At 52.5% G+C, this 15428-nt stretch carries 17 protein-coding genes, 1 other RNA gene and 1 pseudogene; 4 read left to right on the forward strand and 15 right to left on the reverse strand.

Annotation, left to right across the window (positions count from 1 at the left end; all coding sequences use genetic code 11):
- The first annotated feature begins 634 nt into the window (after window positions 1-634).
- Complete coding sequence (mtgA, locus tag ACM5QY_RS06900; RefSeq protein WP_416119854.1) at window positions 635-1357, forward strand: monofunctional biosynthetic peptidoglycan transglycosylase; 723 nt, start codon at window positions 635-637, stop codon at window positions 1355-1357.
- 66 nt (window positions 1358-1423) lie between these two features.
- Here mtgA and dolP read toward each other — a convergent pair whose 3' ends face one another.
- The 4 genes from dolP to ACM5QY_RS06920 all read right to left on the reverse strand — a co-directional run bounded on the left by dolP (window position 1424) and on the right by ACM5QY_RS06920 (window position 5086).
- On the reverse strand, window positions 1424-1999 hold the full coding sequence (dolP, locus tag ACM5QY_RS06905; RefSeq protein ID WP_416119855.1) for a division/outer membrane stress-associated lipid-binding lipoprotein: 576 nt from the start codon (window positions 1997-1999) through the stop codon (window positions 1424-1426).
- A gap of 9 nt (window positions 2000-2008) precedes the next feature.
- Window positions 2009-2599, reverse strand: a complete 591-nt coding sequence (gene diaA / locus ACM5QY_RS06910) for a DnaA initiator-associating protein DiaA (protein ID WP_104924280.1) — start codon at window positions 2597-2599, stop codon at window positions 2009-2011.
- A 30-nt stretch (window positions 2600-2629) separates the two neighbouring features.
- Complete coding sequence (locus ACM5QY_RS06915) at window positions 2630-2998, reverse strand: YraN family protein (RefSeq protein ID WP_416119856.1); 369 nt, start codon at window positions 2996-2998, stop codon at window positions 2630-2632.
- 66 nt (window positions 2999-3064) lie between these two features.
- Window positions 3065-5086: a penicillin-binding protein activator gene (locus ACM5QY_RS06920; RefSeq protein ID WP_416119858.1), complete on the reverse strand. Its 2022-nt coding sequence runs from the start codon at window positions 5084-5086 to the stop codon at window positions 3065-3067.
- A gap of 61 nt (window positions 5087-5147) precedes the next feature.
- On the opposite strand from ACM5QY_RS06920, the gene rsmI reads away from it, so the two are divergent.
- On the forward strand, window positions 5148-6017 hold the full coding sequence (gene rsmI, locus ACM5QY_RS06925) for a 16S rRNA (cytidine(1402)-2'-O)-methyltransferase (RefSeq protein WP_416119859.1): 870 nt from the start codon (window positions 5148-5150) through the stop codon (window positions 6015-6017).
- 25 nt (window positions 6018-6042) lie between these two features.
- Window positions 6043-6419: RNase P RNA component class A (gene rnpB / locus ACM5QY_RS06930), an RNA gene on the forward strand.
- Between the two features lie 85 nt (window positions 6420-6504).
- Here the strand turns inward: rnpB and ACM5QY_RS06935 are convergent.
- A complete protein-coding gene (locus ACM5QY_RS06935; protein WP_416119860.1) occupies window positions 6505-7209 on the reverse strand; it encodes a pirin family protein in 705 nt (234 codons plus the stop codon).
- Between the two features lie 110 nt (window positions 7210-7319).
- Here ACM5QY_RS06935 and ACM5QY_RS06940 point away from each other — a divergent pair.
- A pseudogene (locus ACM5QY_RS06940) lies at window positions 7320-8224 on the forward strand (LysR family transcriptional regulator).
- A gap of 53 nt (window positions 8225-8277) precedes the next feature.
- Here ACM5QY_RS06940 and ACM5QY_RS06945 read toward each other — a convergent pair.
- From ACM5QY_RS06945 to ACM5QY_RS06990, 10 genes are all read right to left on the reverse strand, one after another.
- Entirely contained in the window at window positions 8278-9264 is a 987-nt protein-coding gene (locus ACM5QY_RS06945) for a glutathione S-transferase family protein (protein WP_416119861.1), read from the reverse strand.
- A 134-nt stretch (window positions 9265-9398) separates the two neighbouring features.
- Entirely contained in the window at window positions 9399-9791 is a 393-nt protein-coding gene (locus tag ACM5QY_RS06950) for a DoxX family protein (protein ID WP_101074992.1), read from the reverse strand.
- Between the two features lie 243 nt (window positions 9792-10034).
- On the reverse strand, window positions 10035-10319 hold the full coding sequence (locus tag ACM5QY_RS06955) for a YqjK-like family protein (protein ID WP_416119863.1): 285 nt from the start codon (window positions 10317-10319) through the stop codon (window positions 10035-10037).
- Entirely contained in the window at window positions 10316-10723 is a 408-nt protein-coding gene (locus tag ACM5QY_RS06960) for a phage holin family protein (protein ID WP_416119864.1), read from the reverse strand. The genes ACM5QY_RS06955 and ACM5QY_RS06960 overlap by 4 nt, the downstream gene beginning before the upstream one ends.
- 2 nt (window positions 10724-10725) lie before the next feature.
- On the reverse strand, window positions 10726-11028 hold the full coding sequence (locus ACM5QY_RS06965) for an ElaB/YgaM/YqjD family protein (RefSeq protein WP_416119866.1): 303 nt from the start codon (window positions 11026-11028) through the stop codon (window positions 10726-10728).
- A 136-nt stretch (window positions 11029-11164) separates the two neighbouring features.
- The gene (locus ACM5QY_RS06970; protein WP_416119868.1) at window positions 11165-11542 is read right to left on the reverse strand and encodes a DUF1090 domain-containing protein; all 378 of its coding nucleotides are present in this window, start codon (window positions 11540-11542) and stop codon (window positions 11165-11167) included.
- 130 nt (window positions 11543-11672) lie between these two features.
- The gene (mzrA, locus tag ACM5QY_RS06975; RefSeq protein WP_416119869.1) at window positions 11673-12056 is read right to left on the reverse strand and encodes an EnvZ/OmpR regulon moderator MzrA; all 384 of its coding nucleotides are present in this window, start codon (window positions 12054-12056) and stop codon (window positions 11673-11675) included.
- On the reverse strand, window positions 12056-12736 hold the full coding sequence (locus tag ACM5QY_RS06980) for a DedA family protein (protein WP_416119870.1): 681 nt from the start codon (window positions 12734-12736) through the stop codon (window positions 12056-12058). Before ACM5QY_RS06980 ends, mzrA begins: the two co-directional genes overlap by 1 nt.
- A gap of 383 nt (window positions 12737-13119) precedes the next feature.
- The gene (gene exuR / locus ACM5QY_RS06985; RefSeq protein ID WP_416119871.1) at window positions 13120-13896 is read right to left on the reverse strand and encodes a transcriptional regulator ExuR; all 777 of its coding nucleotides are present in this window, start codon (window positions 13894-13896) and stop codon (window positions 13120-13122) included.
- A gap of 190 nt (window positions 13897-14086) precedes the next feature.
- The gene (locus ACM5QY_RS06990; protein WP_416119872.1) at window positions 14087-15379 is read right to left on the reverse strand and encodes an MFS transporter; all 1293 of its coding nucleotides are present in this window, start codon (window positions 15377-15379) and stop codon (window positions 14087-14089) included.
- Window positions 15380-15428: the final 49 nt, after the last annotated feature.

Here is a 15428-nt window from a genome sequence, read left to right on the forward strand (position 1 = left end):
TGTTGTATCGGTGTCATGCAATTTTGCTTATGGAATTGAACAATCAAACGCTGATTTGTTGCTTGTTTCGCCGTTAATTTAACCTAAAAATCAGTGTGTAAATGTGATGAATGAAATACAACCCACTGTTATTTATCATTTATACATGCATTTCGCGCAAGCCGGTATTTTGATTTTGGCGTATTTTTGAGTGTTGTTTTAAGTGAAAAAATTTCACTTAGGGTGATCCGTTTTTTGCCCGGTTAAGTTGCCGGTCTGCGGGCGATTTTTTGCCATTTTCATCTCTGCGATTTGGCTTAGAGAATACGGTGAAACAGGTGTATTCGGTGAAAAAACGTTCAGTATGGTTGTTTTTATTCATAAGAGTGGCTAATCTTTTTTTCTTGATTTTATTCACAAATATTTTACATGTTGTCTTTAAATACCCAAGGAACGAAAACCGATAAATGATGCGCTACTGATCGGAACTCATTGATGCCAGTGATCAAAACGGAATTTCACATGGGATTTTTTAGAGAAGAGTTACAATTTTTCGCACAATTGTTAGCAAGATTGTGGAGCATTTCGCTAGCCTGAGTTGTCGGGCACCCGTTGGGATTGATTAGATGGTCAGATGTGTTGTGGAAACTGCAGAATGAAGAAATTTGCTGGAAAAGGTATTTGGGGAAAACCGCTATTGTGGCTTAAACGTGCCGTAATACTTTTGCTTAGCTTATGGGTCGCGGGCATCGTGCTTTTTGCTTTTTTGCCCGTTCCCTTCTCCGCTGTGATGGTTGAGCGGCAGATATCTGCGTGGCTCACCGGTGATTTCGGGTATGTCGCGCATTCCGACTGGGTGCCGATGAACGAGATTTCAGCGCCAATGGCACTCGCAGTGATGGCGGCAGAAGATCAGAAATTCCCCGAACATTGGGGGTTTGACGTGGATGCCATTCAGTCGGTTCTGGATAAAGACGGCGGCAAAATGCGCGGTGCATCGACGCTTTCCCAGCAGACGGCGAAAAACCTCTTTTTGTGGGATGGGCGAAGTTGGGTAAGAAAGGGGCTGGAAGCGGGGCTGACTGTGGGGATTGAAACGGTATGGACAAAACGCCGGATTCTGACGGTTTACCTGAACATTGTTGAGTTTGGCGACGGCGTATTCGGCGTCGAGCAGGCCTCACAGCATTTCTTCCATAAACCCGCCAGCCGCCTGACGGCTTCACAGGCGGCATTACTGGCAGCTGTATTGCCGAATCCGCACCTGTTTAAGGTCAACGCGCCGTCAGCCTACGTGCTTCGTCGCCAGCAGTGGATCCTGAGACAAATGACCCAGCTCGGCGGAGAATCTTTTCTGCAAGAGCATAAGCTTCACTGATTCGAGTCAATTTTCACGCGTAAAAAAGGACAGCCTGGGCTGTCCTTTTTACGTTAACTGGCCGAATTATTTAACGTAGGTAAACGCTGTCGTCACGTGTTTCACGCCACTGACACCGGCTGCGATCCCCGCCGCTGATTTCCCTTCTTCCTGCGTTACCAGGCCGAGCAGGAACACTTCACCGTTCTCGGTCGTCACTTTAACATTAGAAGATTTAACGGAATCGCTGGTCAGCAACTGCGAGCGAACTTTCGTTGTGATCCACGTATCGACAGAGGCGGTGCCCATGCTGACCGGTTTGCCGGTGCGGATCTCGTTATACACTTCCGTTGCGCCTTCGACGCCCATCGCAATTTGTTTTGCTCGGGAGGCCATATCAGCGGACGGTGCCTGACCGGTTAACAGCACTTTGCCCTGATACGCGGTCGCGACAATCCGGGCCTCGTCTTTCAGTTGTTTATCTTTGCTTATCGCGTTGGAAACACGCGCTTCCAGCGTGCTGTCATCAACCTGAGTGCCGACTGTACGCGGGTCAGTGGTGGTTTTGGTTGCAACACCGGCTGCACCAACAACTGCAGCCGCAACACAGCCTTGCAACAGAAGGGCGCTTAACAATACAGCAAAGAGAGGGCTCGCCTTCATTGGATCTCCTTAATCGTCCTGGTGTGGGAACAGCGTATTATCTATCAGGTCACAGAGGCAGTTTACTGTGAGCATGTGCATTTCCTGAATGCGGGCGCTGCGATGTGAGGGAATACGGATCTCAACATCGTGAGGCCCCAGTAAACCCGCCAGTTCGCCGCCGTCATAACCCGTTAATGCGACGATTGTCATATCACGGGTGACCGCTGCTTCAACGGCTTTGACAATATCACGGCTGTTGCCGCGGGTAGAAATCGCCAGCAAAACATCGCCAGCCTGACCTAAAGCGCGCACCTGTTTGGCATAGATTTCATCGTGCAGACGGTCATTGGCAATCGCTGTCAAAACAATATTGTCTGCACATAGTGAGATTGCAGGAAGGCTGGGACGTTCAGTTTCAAAACGATTAATCAGACTAGCGGAAAAATGCTGGGCGTTTGCCGCAGAGGTGCCGTTACCGCAGCACAGGATTTTGTTGCCGTTGAGCAGCGATTGCACCAGCGTCATCGCGGCACGGGAAATCGCGTCAGGCAAGGCTTCAGCCGCTGCAATCTGGGTTTGGATACTTTCGGTAAAGCAGACTTTGATTCTATCCAGCACGGGTTTTCGTCCAGTCAGTCGTCGTAATATTTATTCCGCATTGAACGCATCGGGCAGCCATTCTAACTGGCTGCCGGTGATGGCGATGACATCAAAACGGCAAGATGATGTGTCAAAGCTTGCATTGTGTCCTGCAAGCCAGAAAGAGGCTGCGCGTAACAAGCGCTGCTGTTTTTGACGCGTGACGCTGGCCGCCGCGCCGCCAAAATTTGCATTGCGTCGGTAGCGAACCTCAACAAACACCCAGGTTTGCTGGTCACGCATGATCAGGTCAATTTCACCCGCACGACAGGCCACGTTGGCCGCCACAAAGGTTAACCCGGCTCTTTCGAGATAGCGTCGCGCGTAAGCCTCGTATTCGGCTCCGCACGAGCGCGTTTTCGACAAAAAATTAATCATCAGTACGTCCTTGTACTTGTTTGGTATGGAGAATTCCGTTTCCTCTGCGCCAGTTACCAGTGTTTCTTACGAAGAAACCGGAACCAGCGAGCCCTGACGGTATTGCAGCCACGGCAGTTTGCGGTGGATAACGCAGTTGGCATTGGCGCTTAAATCGCCGGTGCTGCCGGAGACCTGGAAGCCCGGCAGAGTTCGCATTTGTGAGAAGTGATTTGCCAGACTCCAGGCATCAATCCCCATTGCATAAAGACGAACCAGCGAGTAGTCGTTGCCGAATTTCGCTGCGGCCTGCTGCATCAGCGCAGGGTTGGAGCCCGCCAGTAAAGGAATGTCGCTAAATTCTACGCCTTCCATTTCCAGACGATAATCCGGGCCAGCTCCCGCCTGATAGCTGCGTGAACTTGCGTAAACGGACGGATGAGAACGGCCATTAACTGCCAGATCCAGCATCGGTTTAATCAGCGTCAGTTCGCCCTGAGTCGCCACGACGTAAACGGAATCCACCGCGCCGCCAGTGCTGCCCTGAACAATCTGTGCATCGGTCGGCGGTGCCGGAATGGTGATGCCGCCAATAGTCACGCCCTGTGCCTGCGCCGGAGCCGCGCTGTCACTGGTGGTGACTGGCGTACCGGTCAGACGAATACCGCTGCCAATCGATGAGCGTAATTCACCCGCAGAACCCAGCCCTTGTTTCAGGACGGTCTGACCGCCCAGTTTCTGCCATTCATTAGCAAAAGCCTGCGCAATACGGTCACCGAAGGCACCGCGCGGAACCAGCAACAGGGGCGAACGTTTTTGTTCTGCCCACATGTGACGGGCCGCATCCTGTGCTTCGTCTTCCGGCGAGAGCGCAAAGTAACAGATATTCGGACTGTTTTTCTCAGTTTCTGGCTGATTGAGCGCTAAAACATTCAGAGGCGTCTGGGTGTTACCCAGTTCATTCACCTGATCTTTGAGCAGTGGCCCGACGACCAGTGTTGCGCCATCCTGCTGAGCTTGCGTCAGTAACGCCGCCAGAGGCTGGCCGTTGGTGTCGTAGACTTTCACCTGCGCATTGCTGCTGATTACGGGAGCGGCAACCGTTGCGGGCTGTGCGGGTGTGGTTTGCGGTTGCGCGGCGGCATCCTGTGCGGAAGTGCTGACCGCGGCATTTGGATCTGCCTGCGTCGTTTGCGGCTGCGCATTAGGATCGGCTGGCGTTGCCGGTTGTGGCGTGGCCTGACTGACCTGACCGCTCATCGCGGCATTGAAACCCTGCTGAATGGCATTACCGTAAACCTGTGCCGGCCCGCTCATTGGCAGGAACAGCGCGATTTTACCGGTAGAGGCTGGCTGGAAAGTCAGCACGTTGTTGAGCTGCGTCGGCAGGGTTTTGGCCGCCGGGTTGACCGGATAACGGCGCTGCCAGTCTTTGATACCGGCTTTTAGCAAATCAGGATCCTGCTTGTTGCTCTGCCAGACACTCAGTAAATCCAGCCAGCCTTGCAGGGTATTTTCATCAGCGTTAATTACGATGCTGTTAACATCTTGCGGAGACATTTTCGTCAGCGCTGTCCACGTTTCGTCGATATTGGTCTGGTGTAGCTGGCCCTGTAACAGCGGCTCCTGCGCAATATAAGCACGAATCAGCCCCAGACTGGTGCGGCCCTGGCTGGCATCGATTTGCGCCTGGTAGTAACGGGCTTTCTGGTCATTGTTCAGTTTGGCCGGGTCTACCTGGTTCAAACTGGTGGCTGCTGCCGGATAATTCTTCTGGGCAACCTGAACTTCTGCACTGGTCAGCTGCTGTTCAACCGTTTGTGCCGCCGTCAGATTTTGCGGTACTTTGGCAAGTTGTTCGGCGGCCTGAGGCACTTTGCCTTCACGTATCAGGGCACGGACTGCAAGCAATTGCCAGTCAGCCTTGTTATCATCACCGCTTTGCTGTGCCTGCTGCAGATAATAATCAGAGCTGCCGGACGCTGCACCCTGAACACTTTCAGTCGGTGCCTGCGGCGCCTGACCGGAACAGCTGGCGAGAAGCATAGCCACGATGATGGCAGGGAGTAAACGTCCCGAACGGGTACGAAAAGTCATTGAGGAAGGCATTCAGTTTCCAGTGATGTTTTTTCAAGATGCTCAATATTAAATCGGCAATCCGGATGAAACAATGAATCAAGACGATCAAGCAGATATTTCTGCCTCAACGCTGTATATCGTACCGACGCCAATTGGCAATTTAGGGGATATTACCCAACGCGCGCTGGCCGTTCTCAACAGTGTAGATTTGATTGCCGCAGAAGACACCCGCCATACCGGATTGCTCCTGCAACACTTCGCGATCAGCGCCAAAATGTATCCGTTGCATGACCACAACGAACAGCAGAAAGCCGAGCATTTACTGGCGAAATTGCAGAGCGGCCAGACTATCGCGCTGGTTTCCGATGCCGGTACGCCGCTCATCAATGATCCGGGGTATCACCTCGTGCGCCGTTGCCGCGAAGCCGGGATCCGCGTCGTTCCTTTACCGGGCGCTTGTGCCGCCATTACTGCGCTGTGTGCCGCCGGTTTGCCCTCTGACCGATTCTGTTACGAAGGGTTTCTGCCTGCCAAAACCAAATCCCGCAAAGACACCTTACTGGCGCTGATCGAAGAACCGCGCACGCTGATCTTCTATGAATCCACGCATCGCCTGATCGACAGCTTGCAGGATATGGTCGAAGTTTGGGGGCCGCAGCGTTATGTGGTGCTGGCGCGCGAACTGACCAAAACCTGGGAAAACATTCACGGCGCGCCGGTCGGTGAACTGCTGGCGTGGGTACAGGAAGTGGAAACCCGCCGTCGCGGTGAAATGGTGCTGATTGTAGAAGGCCATAAAGTGGATGTGGAAGCGTTGCCTGCTGAAGCCCTGCGTACACTCGCGCTGCTGCAAAAAGAATTACCGTTGAAAAAGGCCGCTGCGCTGGCCGCAGAAATCCACGGCGTGAAGAAGAACGCGTTGTATAAATATGCGCTTGATGAGCAAGAGGGTGACAAATAGGGCGTAATACCCTATTATCCGCCGCGGAGTTGACCAGACAGTCGCCGCTTCACTGCCGTCCCTTTCGGGGAGACAGGTGGAGGGAGGAAAGTCCGGGCTCCATAGGGCAGGGTGCCAGGTAACGCCTGGGAAGCGCGAGCTTACGACAAGTGCAACAGAGAGCAAACCGCCGATGGCCCACGCAAGTGGGATCAGGTAAGGGTGAAAGGGTGCGGTAAGAGCGCACCGCGCGGCTGGCAACAGTTCGTGGCAAGGTAAACTCCACCCGGAGCAAGGCCAAATAGGGGTTCACATGGTACGGCCCGTACTGAACCCGGGTAGGCTGCTTGAGCCAGTGAGCGATTGCTGGCCTAGACGAATGACTGTCCACGACAGAACCCGGCTTAACGGTCAACTCCCTCGTCAAAAAGAAAGCCCGCGCAGGAAACTGCGCGGGCTTTCGCCTTTCTGCTATCCGCAAAATCCGCCAATCCGTTGTCTGCGACTGTTAAACCGGCATGTCGATCAGCAATGCGCGCAGCGGCGTGCTGGCGGAAACGGTCAGACTGTTTTCCTGATGAATAAACGCTCCGTCGCCGCACGCCAGTTTTTGCGGTTGGTGGCCGATGGCACCCAGCGCATCGACTTGTCCGTGAATCGATTGCAGATACGCCCGCGGGCCGCGGATCGGCAGGGAAATCTGTTCACCCGGTTTTAAATCCAGATGATGTATCCAGACATTTTGCCGAAGTTGCAGGCTGCCGTTTTCGCCGTCCGGCGACGCCAGCAGGAAATGTTTCGCATCCGGCAGCGTCATTTTCTGGGTGAGCGGATTTTCATGTTCCGGGCAGGCATCCAGCCATAACTGCATGCGGGTCAGCGGCTGGTTAGCACGGGTATTCAGCTCGCTGTAACTGACGTTTGCCTGCGTGGAAAGCAGCGCGGCTTCACCGGCTTCCACCCGCACGCTGTTACCTTCGCTGTCGCGGTATTCCGCCGAACCCTGCAAAACCAGATTCAGAACATCAACGCGCGGATAAGTGCGTGGCTGGAAACTGGCACCCGGCGAGAGCACTTCCTGATTCAGCACGCGCAGCGACGCATAGCCCATCAGCTTCGGATCAAAGTAATGTCCGAAGGAGAATGTGTAACGTGCCTGCAGCCAACCAAAGTCAGCGGTGCCGCACTCTTTTGCCGTTCTGCTGGTGATCATGGCGGTCGCCTCTCTTAAAAATTTCGATGTATAAATGGTAAGCGTCTGGACGTGTGATTGTTAGCCAGTTAATCTGGTCGCTATATTCAAATTTCCTGACAGAGAAAAGAATGGCTAAGGATCGCGCACTCACACTGGAAGCCTTACGGGTCATGGATGCGATTGACCGCAGAGGAAGTTTTGCCGCCGCCGCAGATGAGCTGGGCCGCGTCCCGTCTGCGTTGAGCTACACCATGCAAAAGCTGGAAGAAGAGCTGGACGTGGTGTTATTTGACCGCTCAGGTCATCGGACAAAATTCACCAATGTGGGCCGGATGCTGCTTGAGCGTGGCCGTGTGCTGCTCGAAGCCGCTGACAAACTCACCGTCGACGCCGAAGCGCTTGCGCGTGGCTGGGAAACGCACATCACGATCGTTTGCGAAGCCTTATCTCCGGCTGTGCAATTATTTCCGCTGATTGAAAAGCTGGCGCTGAAAGCCAACACACAGGTTTCGCTGATTACCGAAGTGCTGGCGGGGCGTGGGAGCGTCTTGAGCAGGGACGTGCGGATATTGTTATCGCGCCCGATATGCATTTTCGTTCCTCGACCGAAATTAACAGCCGCAAACTTTACAAGCTGTTCAGCGTCTACGTGGCTGCGCCGGATCATCCGATTCATCTGGAGGCCGAGCCGCTCTCAGAAGTCAGTCGCGTAAAATATCGTGGGATTGCGGTGGCGGATACGGCGCGTGAACGGCCGGTGCTCACCGTGCAATTGCTCGATAAGCAACAACGTCTGACGGTCAGTACCCTCGAAGAAAAACGCAAAGCGCTGCTGGCCGGATTAGGCGTCGCGACGATGCCGTATCCGATGGTCGAACAGGATATTGCCGAAGGGCGTTTGCGGGTCGTCAGTGCAGAATATAAGCGTGAAATAGACATCATTATGGCGTGGCGGCGCGACAGCATGGGCGAGGCAAAAGCCTGGTTCCTGCGCGAAATTCCACGGTTGCTGGCAACGCGCGAAGCGAAGTGAATCAACGTGACGGGCATTCTTCCCCTTTGTGATAGGGGAAGAAGTCTGCATGATTAACTGAAGCGGGTATCGCGGCCGTGTGGCGAATCTAAGTCCTGCGCCGGCCCGGTAGAAATAATCCCGTACGGGTTTATCGTGGCGTGACTGCGGAAATAGTGATTGCGGATGTGTGCGAAATCCACGGTTTCACGAATTCCCGGCATCTGATAGATATCGCGCAGGAAGCCGTACAGATTCGGATAATCGCTGATGCGGTAACGGTCGCATTTAAAATGCGTGACGTAGACCGGGTCAAAGCGAACCAGCGTGGTCCACAGACGAAGATCGGCTTCGGTGAGCTTATTACCGGTCAGGTAACGGTGTTTCCCCAGTAATTCCTCAGCACGTTCCAGTGCCTCAAACACGCCACTCACGGCGTCGTCGTAAGCGTCCTGAGAGGTGGCGAAACCGGCTTTATAAACGCCATTGTTGATTTGCGGATACACCCACTCATTAATCGCGTCGATCTCAGACCGTAAGTTTTGCGGGTAATAATCACCCGCTTTGGCACCGACGGCATCAAAAGCGCTGTTGAACATACGGATGATGTCGGCGGATTCGTTGCTGACAATCGTCTGCTGTTTTTTGTCCCACAGGATCGGCACGGTCACGCGGCCAGTGTAATCATTCTGCGCACGCAGATAGATTTCATACGCGTAATTCAGGTGATACAAATCATCGCCGGTGGCGGCCGGGAAATCGGTGCCGAATGTCCAGCCGTGTTCCAGCATCAGCGGATGAACGACGGAGACGGGAATGATGTCTTCGAGCCCTTTCAGGGCACGCATCAGCAGTGTCCGGTGTGCCCAAGGACAAGCCAGTGAAACATAAAGATGGTAGCGGTCACGCTCAGCGGTAAAACCGCCGACGCCGTGCTCGCCAGGGGCGCCATCGGGTGTGATCCAGTTACGGAACTGCGCCGCAGAACGTTTGAAATGACCGCCTGTCGATTTGGTGTCATACCAGGTGTCCTGCCATTTGCCTTCGACCAGTTGTCCCATGATATTTTCCTTACTGTCAGTGATCTTTCAGAATTAAAAAAGGGCGAGGTGATTAATCACATCGCCCTGCAGGTGCTTTTTATTGTCTTATCTAATTATAGCTTGGTTACAGCGCCCTGGTGCCGGAGCAGCGATTACCAGTTTTTCTTGATCAGACGATCGATGCTGAATGCGCCCGGGCCTGAAGCGAACAGGACGAAGAAACCGCCAGCGATGGACAGGTTTTTCATGAACATCATCTGGTTCACGCCCTGTGCAAAATCAGTGTGGAAGATCAGCGCCGTCAGGATGGTGAAGATGGCTGTGATCAGCGCCGTAGTACGGGTGAAGAAACCGAACAGGATTGCCAGACCGCCGCCAAATTCTAACAAGATAGTCAGGGGCAGGAAGAAGCTTGGAACGCCCATGGACGTCATGTAACCCGCAGTTGCGGTGTAACCGTTAATTTTGCCCCAGCCAGCAACGATAAACAGAATGGGCATCAGGATACGGGCAACCAGTAAAGCGGTGTCTTGTAACTTAGTCATTTTCTTCTCCAAAAACGTAGTGTGCTCAAATTGAGCTTAAAGTGTTACCGGCCCGGTCAGAAAATGTTTCTCGCCGTTACCGCATCAGTTGATGGTGAGATAATAAGTCGAACGATTACGCTTTGTTAGCAAGTAAAACTGTTGGAATGATTCAAATAAATTGAACGGAGGAAGGCTTGTTATTCAAAAAGAAAAGGGTCGGATGAATAATCACCCGACCCTTTGATGTGAAAGTCGCTAAGCTTATTTGCTGGCGAACGTCTTGCGAAACAGCCGGACGGTGCCCCAGATGCCAAATGCCCGCCGTGACCAGCGCACAATGCTGCTGGGGTGGCGGATGCCATAAACGGCAATCAGGCTGGAACCGACGACCAGATACTTACGCATATCCACGATTTTCACCCAGCCGCGATCAATTTTCGCTGTGGCATCCAGCCAGTCAGAACCTGCTTCAGACAGCTCGGCGCGCTGTAGCTCAATCTGGCGCAGAAGTCTGACTTTCTCGATAGCACGGTTTGGGATACTCATAGAGTGTCATCCTTTTCCAGCAACGCCCGGTCGATATCCAGTTGTTTGCGGGTGAGGCTCAAAAGCGTTGAACGTTTGGCTTTTGCCAGCGTCATCACGCCCAGAACCACAGCAAGGAACAGCAGAACACCGGTCGCCGTGCCGATCGCGATCAGGCGATACGCCGGATCAATCGCCCAGAAAAGGAAAACCAGCAAACTCATAAGACCAAAGGCGGTGAAAAGCAGGGTAATACCAGCCATGAGCAGCAATTGGAAAATATTGGCCTTTTCCTCTTCCAGCTCAACAACGGCCAGCCTGATACGCGTTTCAACCATGCCCACAACGACGGCGGCAATCCGTGAAACGATATCAAAAAGTCCTTTGCCCGGCCCTTGTGGTGGCGATTTTATCGGTTCAGGCATAATCAGCGACGGGCTAACAGAACGCCAATCACAACACCGACAGCGGCACCAATACCGACGCCAGTCCACGGTTTTTCATGTACGTAATCATCGGCTTTGCCGGCGATTTCTTTGGTCTGGGTGGCAATTTTATCGCCCGTGTCGCTCAGCCGTTCGCGGGTGTCTTTCAGCAGGGATTCTGCTTTGCCGCGTAACTTATCGAGTTCAGCTTTCGACTTATCGGTAGAGGTCTGAAGAACTTCTTCCAGCGTATCTGCCAATGACTTTAATTCAGCGCGCAGTTGTTCTGATGTATTACTAGCCATGTGTAAGTCACTCCATACGTTAACTGATTCGAACTTTTAACATAGCGGATATTCAGGTGATCGCAAATGCGAATTGTCTGTTTCAAAAAGCAAGATCCCGCATTAAAGCGCCCATCAGGCGCTTTAAGAAAGCGGATTACAGACCCTGAGCCTGTTTAAGTTCAGACTGTGCTTCTTCCAGTTTTCGCTGCTTTTTGGTGATCTTTTCGTGATTGCCATTCGTCTGAGCTTCTTTCAATTCCTGCTCACGTTCGCGGACTTTTTCACGTTTTTCTTCGACACGTTTCTGATTTTCGGCTTTAAGCCCCGCATCGGTACAGTGCGATTTATTCTCACGCAGTGCCTTTTCCAAACCGTCAACGCGGTTTTCGTTTTTGTGCAGGCGGGCTTCATCGATTTGTTTCTGAATTTCGTGCTGTTTCGTCACGCAACTTTCTGGCTGAGGAGCCGCAAAGCTGGCTGTAGTGAATAGCAATGCAGGGGCTAAAACCAGTGCAGACAAAGTGATTTTCATCGTCGGGCTTCCTTTTGATGGTTAAGTGATTGTGGCACTTATTTCCGTGAATATAGATTTTTTGAATAACTAACATTTAAATCATATCACTAACAATATAGGTCGTGACATCAGACAAATCCGCCGTCAGTTACCCAAACTTTAAACGATCACGCTCCAGTTTGGTCAGCCAGGCTTTGGTGTGTGGGGGTTCGCAATATTGAATCTCAAAGCCCGCAGGTAAAATGGTCTGTAATGCTGCTTCTGCCATCTTGCGTTGTGCGGCGGAATCGAGCTGGACGACCAAGCCATCCTCCAGCGGAGTGATGCTTTTGATGTGAATCCCGCGCTCAGCCAGGCTCTGGTAGACATAAAAGCCGTCAGGCAATGCCACGCCGGAACGTGTCGGGCGGATTTGCAAGGTATTGGCCGGTGCCGGAAGACGTGATATCGCCAGCCCGATCATGGCCGCTGCGGCCAGCAGAATAAATAACGCTGGCCAGATAAATGAATGCTTTCTCAACAGGCGGTTCATTATGCGTTTTTGCCTTTGTTCTGGCGGTCAGCGTGCTTTTTACGCCACAGAACGACGATGGAACCGACCAGCCCGCCGACCAGCAAAAGCACCGGCAGCAGCATCAGGCAGTTCATCACCTGATCTTCGTATTTCAGGAACAGCGGTGTTTTGCCCAGGAAATACCCCAAAGAGGTCAGGATCAGGATCCAGAGCAGTCCGCTCACCCAGTTGAAGAACTGAAAACGGCTGTTGCTCAGGCCCGATAAACCGGCAATTGTGGGCAGCAGGGTACGGACAAAGGCCAGGAAACGGCCGACTAACAGCGCTGAAAGCCCGTGTTTATGAAATAAGGCGTGCGCGCGTTCGTGATATTGCACCGGCAAATGCGCCAGCCAGCTTTGCACTATTCGGGTGTTTCCCAGCCATTTACCTTGCGCATAACTCAGCCAGCAGCCGAGGCTCGCGGCGGTCGTCAGCAGGAAAACTGTCAGCGGGAAATTCATGGCACCTTTGGCAATCAATACACCCACGAGGATCAAAAGGCTGTCGCCGGGTAAAAAGGCCGCAGGCAGTAAACCGTTTTCCAGAAAGATAATCATGAATAAAATCAGGTACAGCGCCCAGACCAGAGACGGGTTGGCCAGGGTGACATAGTCTTGTTGCCAGAGGGCATCGATAAGCGAGCTGATAATTTCCATCTGTCGTGTAAAACTCCATCATTTTCAGTGGGTCAGCATTGACATCAGCGGAGTATATGTCTCGACGCGGCCTGTAAGCTGATAAGGTCGCCATTTCCCTGGCGGGCTATCTGGTTTTTGAATTCATTGGGGGTTTACGCGTTACATCAGGCTGTTTCATGCAACGTAAACGGGTAAAAAAAGTGGTCTAACTGTAACAAAATAACAATAGCTCAGACAGGTAAATATAGCGCGTTGAGACTGATCATTTAAGTCTGGCGCACGTTATGGAAAAGGGTTTTACATTGGCTGACACTACTCGACAGTGTCTGACAGGAATAAGCGAATTAAAGCTGTTGTGCAGAAAAGGCCGGTTGGGGGAAATAACCGGCCTTAAAGGGAATTTATTTAGTATTGAGCAGCGGTTGATCGAGATGCACTACCGGGTTTTCTGAATAGAGATAACGGTCTACGTTAAATTCGAAATCATCGGTGGTTGCGCGGAAAAGCATTTGTTTGGTGTTTTCCAGATGCTGCCACATGGCGAGTTTCGACGCATGCGGATCCCGGCGAATCAGCGCCTTTAGAATAAGGTCGTGATCTTCACACCAGCTTTCGATCGACTTCTCATCAATGTGCTCATGCAGTTTGCGCCAGTAAGGGTTATGCAAACGCTGGCTCCACATTTTTTCAACGATGGTCGACAACGCAGTATTCTGCGTGGCCTGTGCCACCTGAACGTGAAATTTCAAATCCCATTCTGAATCGCGGAAACGATCTTCCTGACGGGCGTGCTCCTGAATTTCCATCAGGCGCATGATGTCCTGTTTCGTGACCTGCGTGGCAGCGAACTCGGCGATATTACTTTCAATCAGTTGACGCGCCTGAAGCAGTTCAAACGGGCCGGCGGTTCCAAACTCAATACCATTATCAGGCACCACCAGATGGCGCTGCTGATTTGACATCACATGAATGCCCGAGCCTTTACGGACTTCCACATAACCTTCAACTTCCAGCATGATAATCGCTTCACGCACCACGGTGCGGCTGACATCCATCTCATCAGAAATGAGGCGTTCAGCCGGTAACTTTTCGCCAACCGGGTATACACCCGTTTCGATTCGTTCCTTGAGCGTGGCAGCCAGTTGTTGATAAAGGCGTCTGGTGTCTGTGGATTCCATATGAATGCTCTTTAAAAGTGGTGAAACCTGCAAGATGCGAGTGTCGGACAGACCTGCAAACCTATTATACAACTGCCAGTATACGATTTACGAAAGGTTGATGCACCGTGCATCGGACACAAATGCACGGGAGAAATGTGAGAAAGAGACAAACCCGGTAAAGGATTTCACCGGGTTTGTATTTTGCGGATCAGGCTTTCGCGGTTTTCAGTGGCGCTGCAACAGGTTCAACAGCTGAACGGTTCTGCAGCACTGTCCAGATGATGATAGCGCCAAGCAAATCGAAGACTGCAAGAGCGGCAAACAGCGGGCTGAAACCAAGGGTATCGGCCAGCGCACCGACCACCAGCGCAAACATGGTACTTGCCATCCACGCCGCCATACCGGTCAGGCCGTTGGCCGTTGCCACTTCGTTACGACCGAACACGTCAGAAGACAGCGTAATCAGCGCACCGGACAGTGACTGGTGAGCAAAACCACCGACGCACAGTAACGCGATAGCTGCATAAGGGCTGGTGAACAGGCCAATCATACCCGGGCCGATCATCAGGACTGCGCCCATGGTAACCACCATTTTGCGCGATACGATCAGGTTAACTTTGAAGTATTTCTGGAACAGCGGAGGCAGGTAACCACCCAGGATACAACCGAGGTCAGCGAACAGCATCGGCATCCACGCAAACATCGCGATTTCTTTCAGGTTAAAGCCATATACCTTGAACATGAACAGCGGGATCCAGGCGTTGAATGTGCCCCAGGCGGGTTCAGCCAGGAAACGTGGCAGCGCGATGCCCCAGAACTGACGGTTACGCAGGATTTCCCAGGCAGACATTTTCTTGCCGTTGTTAGTCTGATGCTGTGCTTCCTGACCTTCCAGAATGTAATCACGTTCTTCGTTGCTGAGTTTCTTTTGATCTTTAGGATGCTTGTAGAACACCAGCCAGCTCACTGCCCAGATCAGGCTCAGCGCACCGGTAATGATGAAGGCCAACTGCCAGCTGTGCATCACGATGCACCAGACAACCAGCGGTGGCGCAATCATCCCGCCGATAGAAGAACCGACGTTAAAGTAGCCCACGGCGATAGAACGTTCTTTGGCCGGGAACCATTCGCTGCTGGCTTTCAGGCCGGCAGGGATCATTGCGGCTTCAGCCATACCGACAGCACCGCGGGCGATAGCCAGACCACCCCAACTGCTTGCCAGCGCGGTTGCCATACAGAAGATGGCCCACATCACGGCAAACATGGCGTAACCGACTTTCGTCCCCATGACGTCAAGAACATAACCGGCAACCGGCTGCATCAGGGTATAGCAGGCGGAATAGGCGGCGATAATGTAAGAATATTGCTGTGTGGTGATGTTCAGCTGGCTCATCAGCGTAGGCGCTGCGGCAGCAATGGCGTTACGTGTCAAATAGCCTAATACAGTGCCACATGTCACCAGTGCGATCATGTACCAGCGTAACCCTTTAATCTTACTCATTTAACTCTCTCCCAGTAAATAATCCGGCGATGACAACGCACGCTGTCAT

This window comes from Rahnella sp. PCH160, assembly GCF_047784855.1.
GTDB lineage: Bacteria > Pseudomonadota > Gammaproteobacteria > Enterobacterales > Enterobacteriaceae > Rahnella.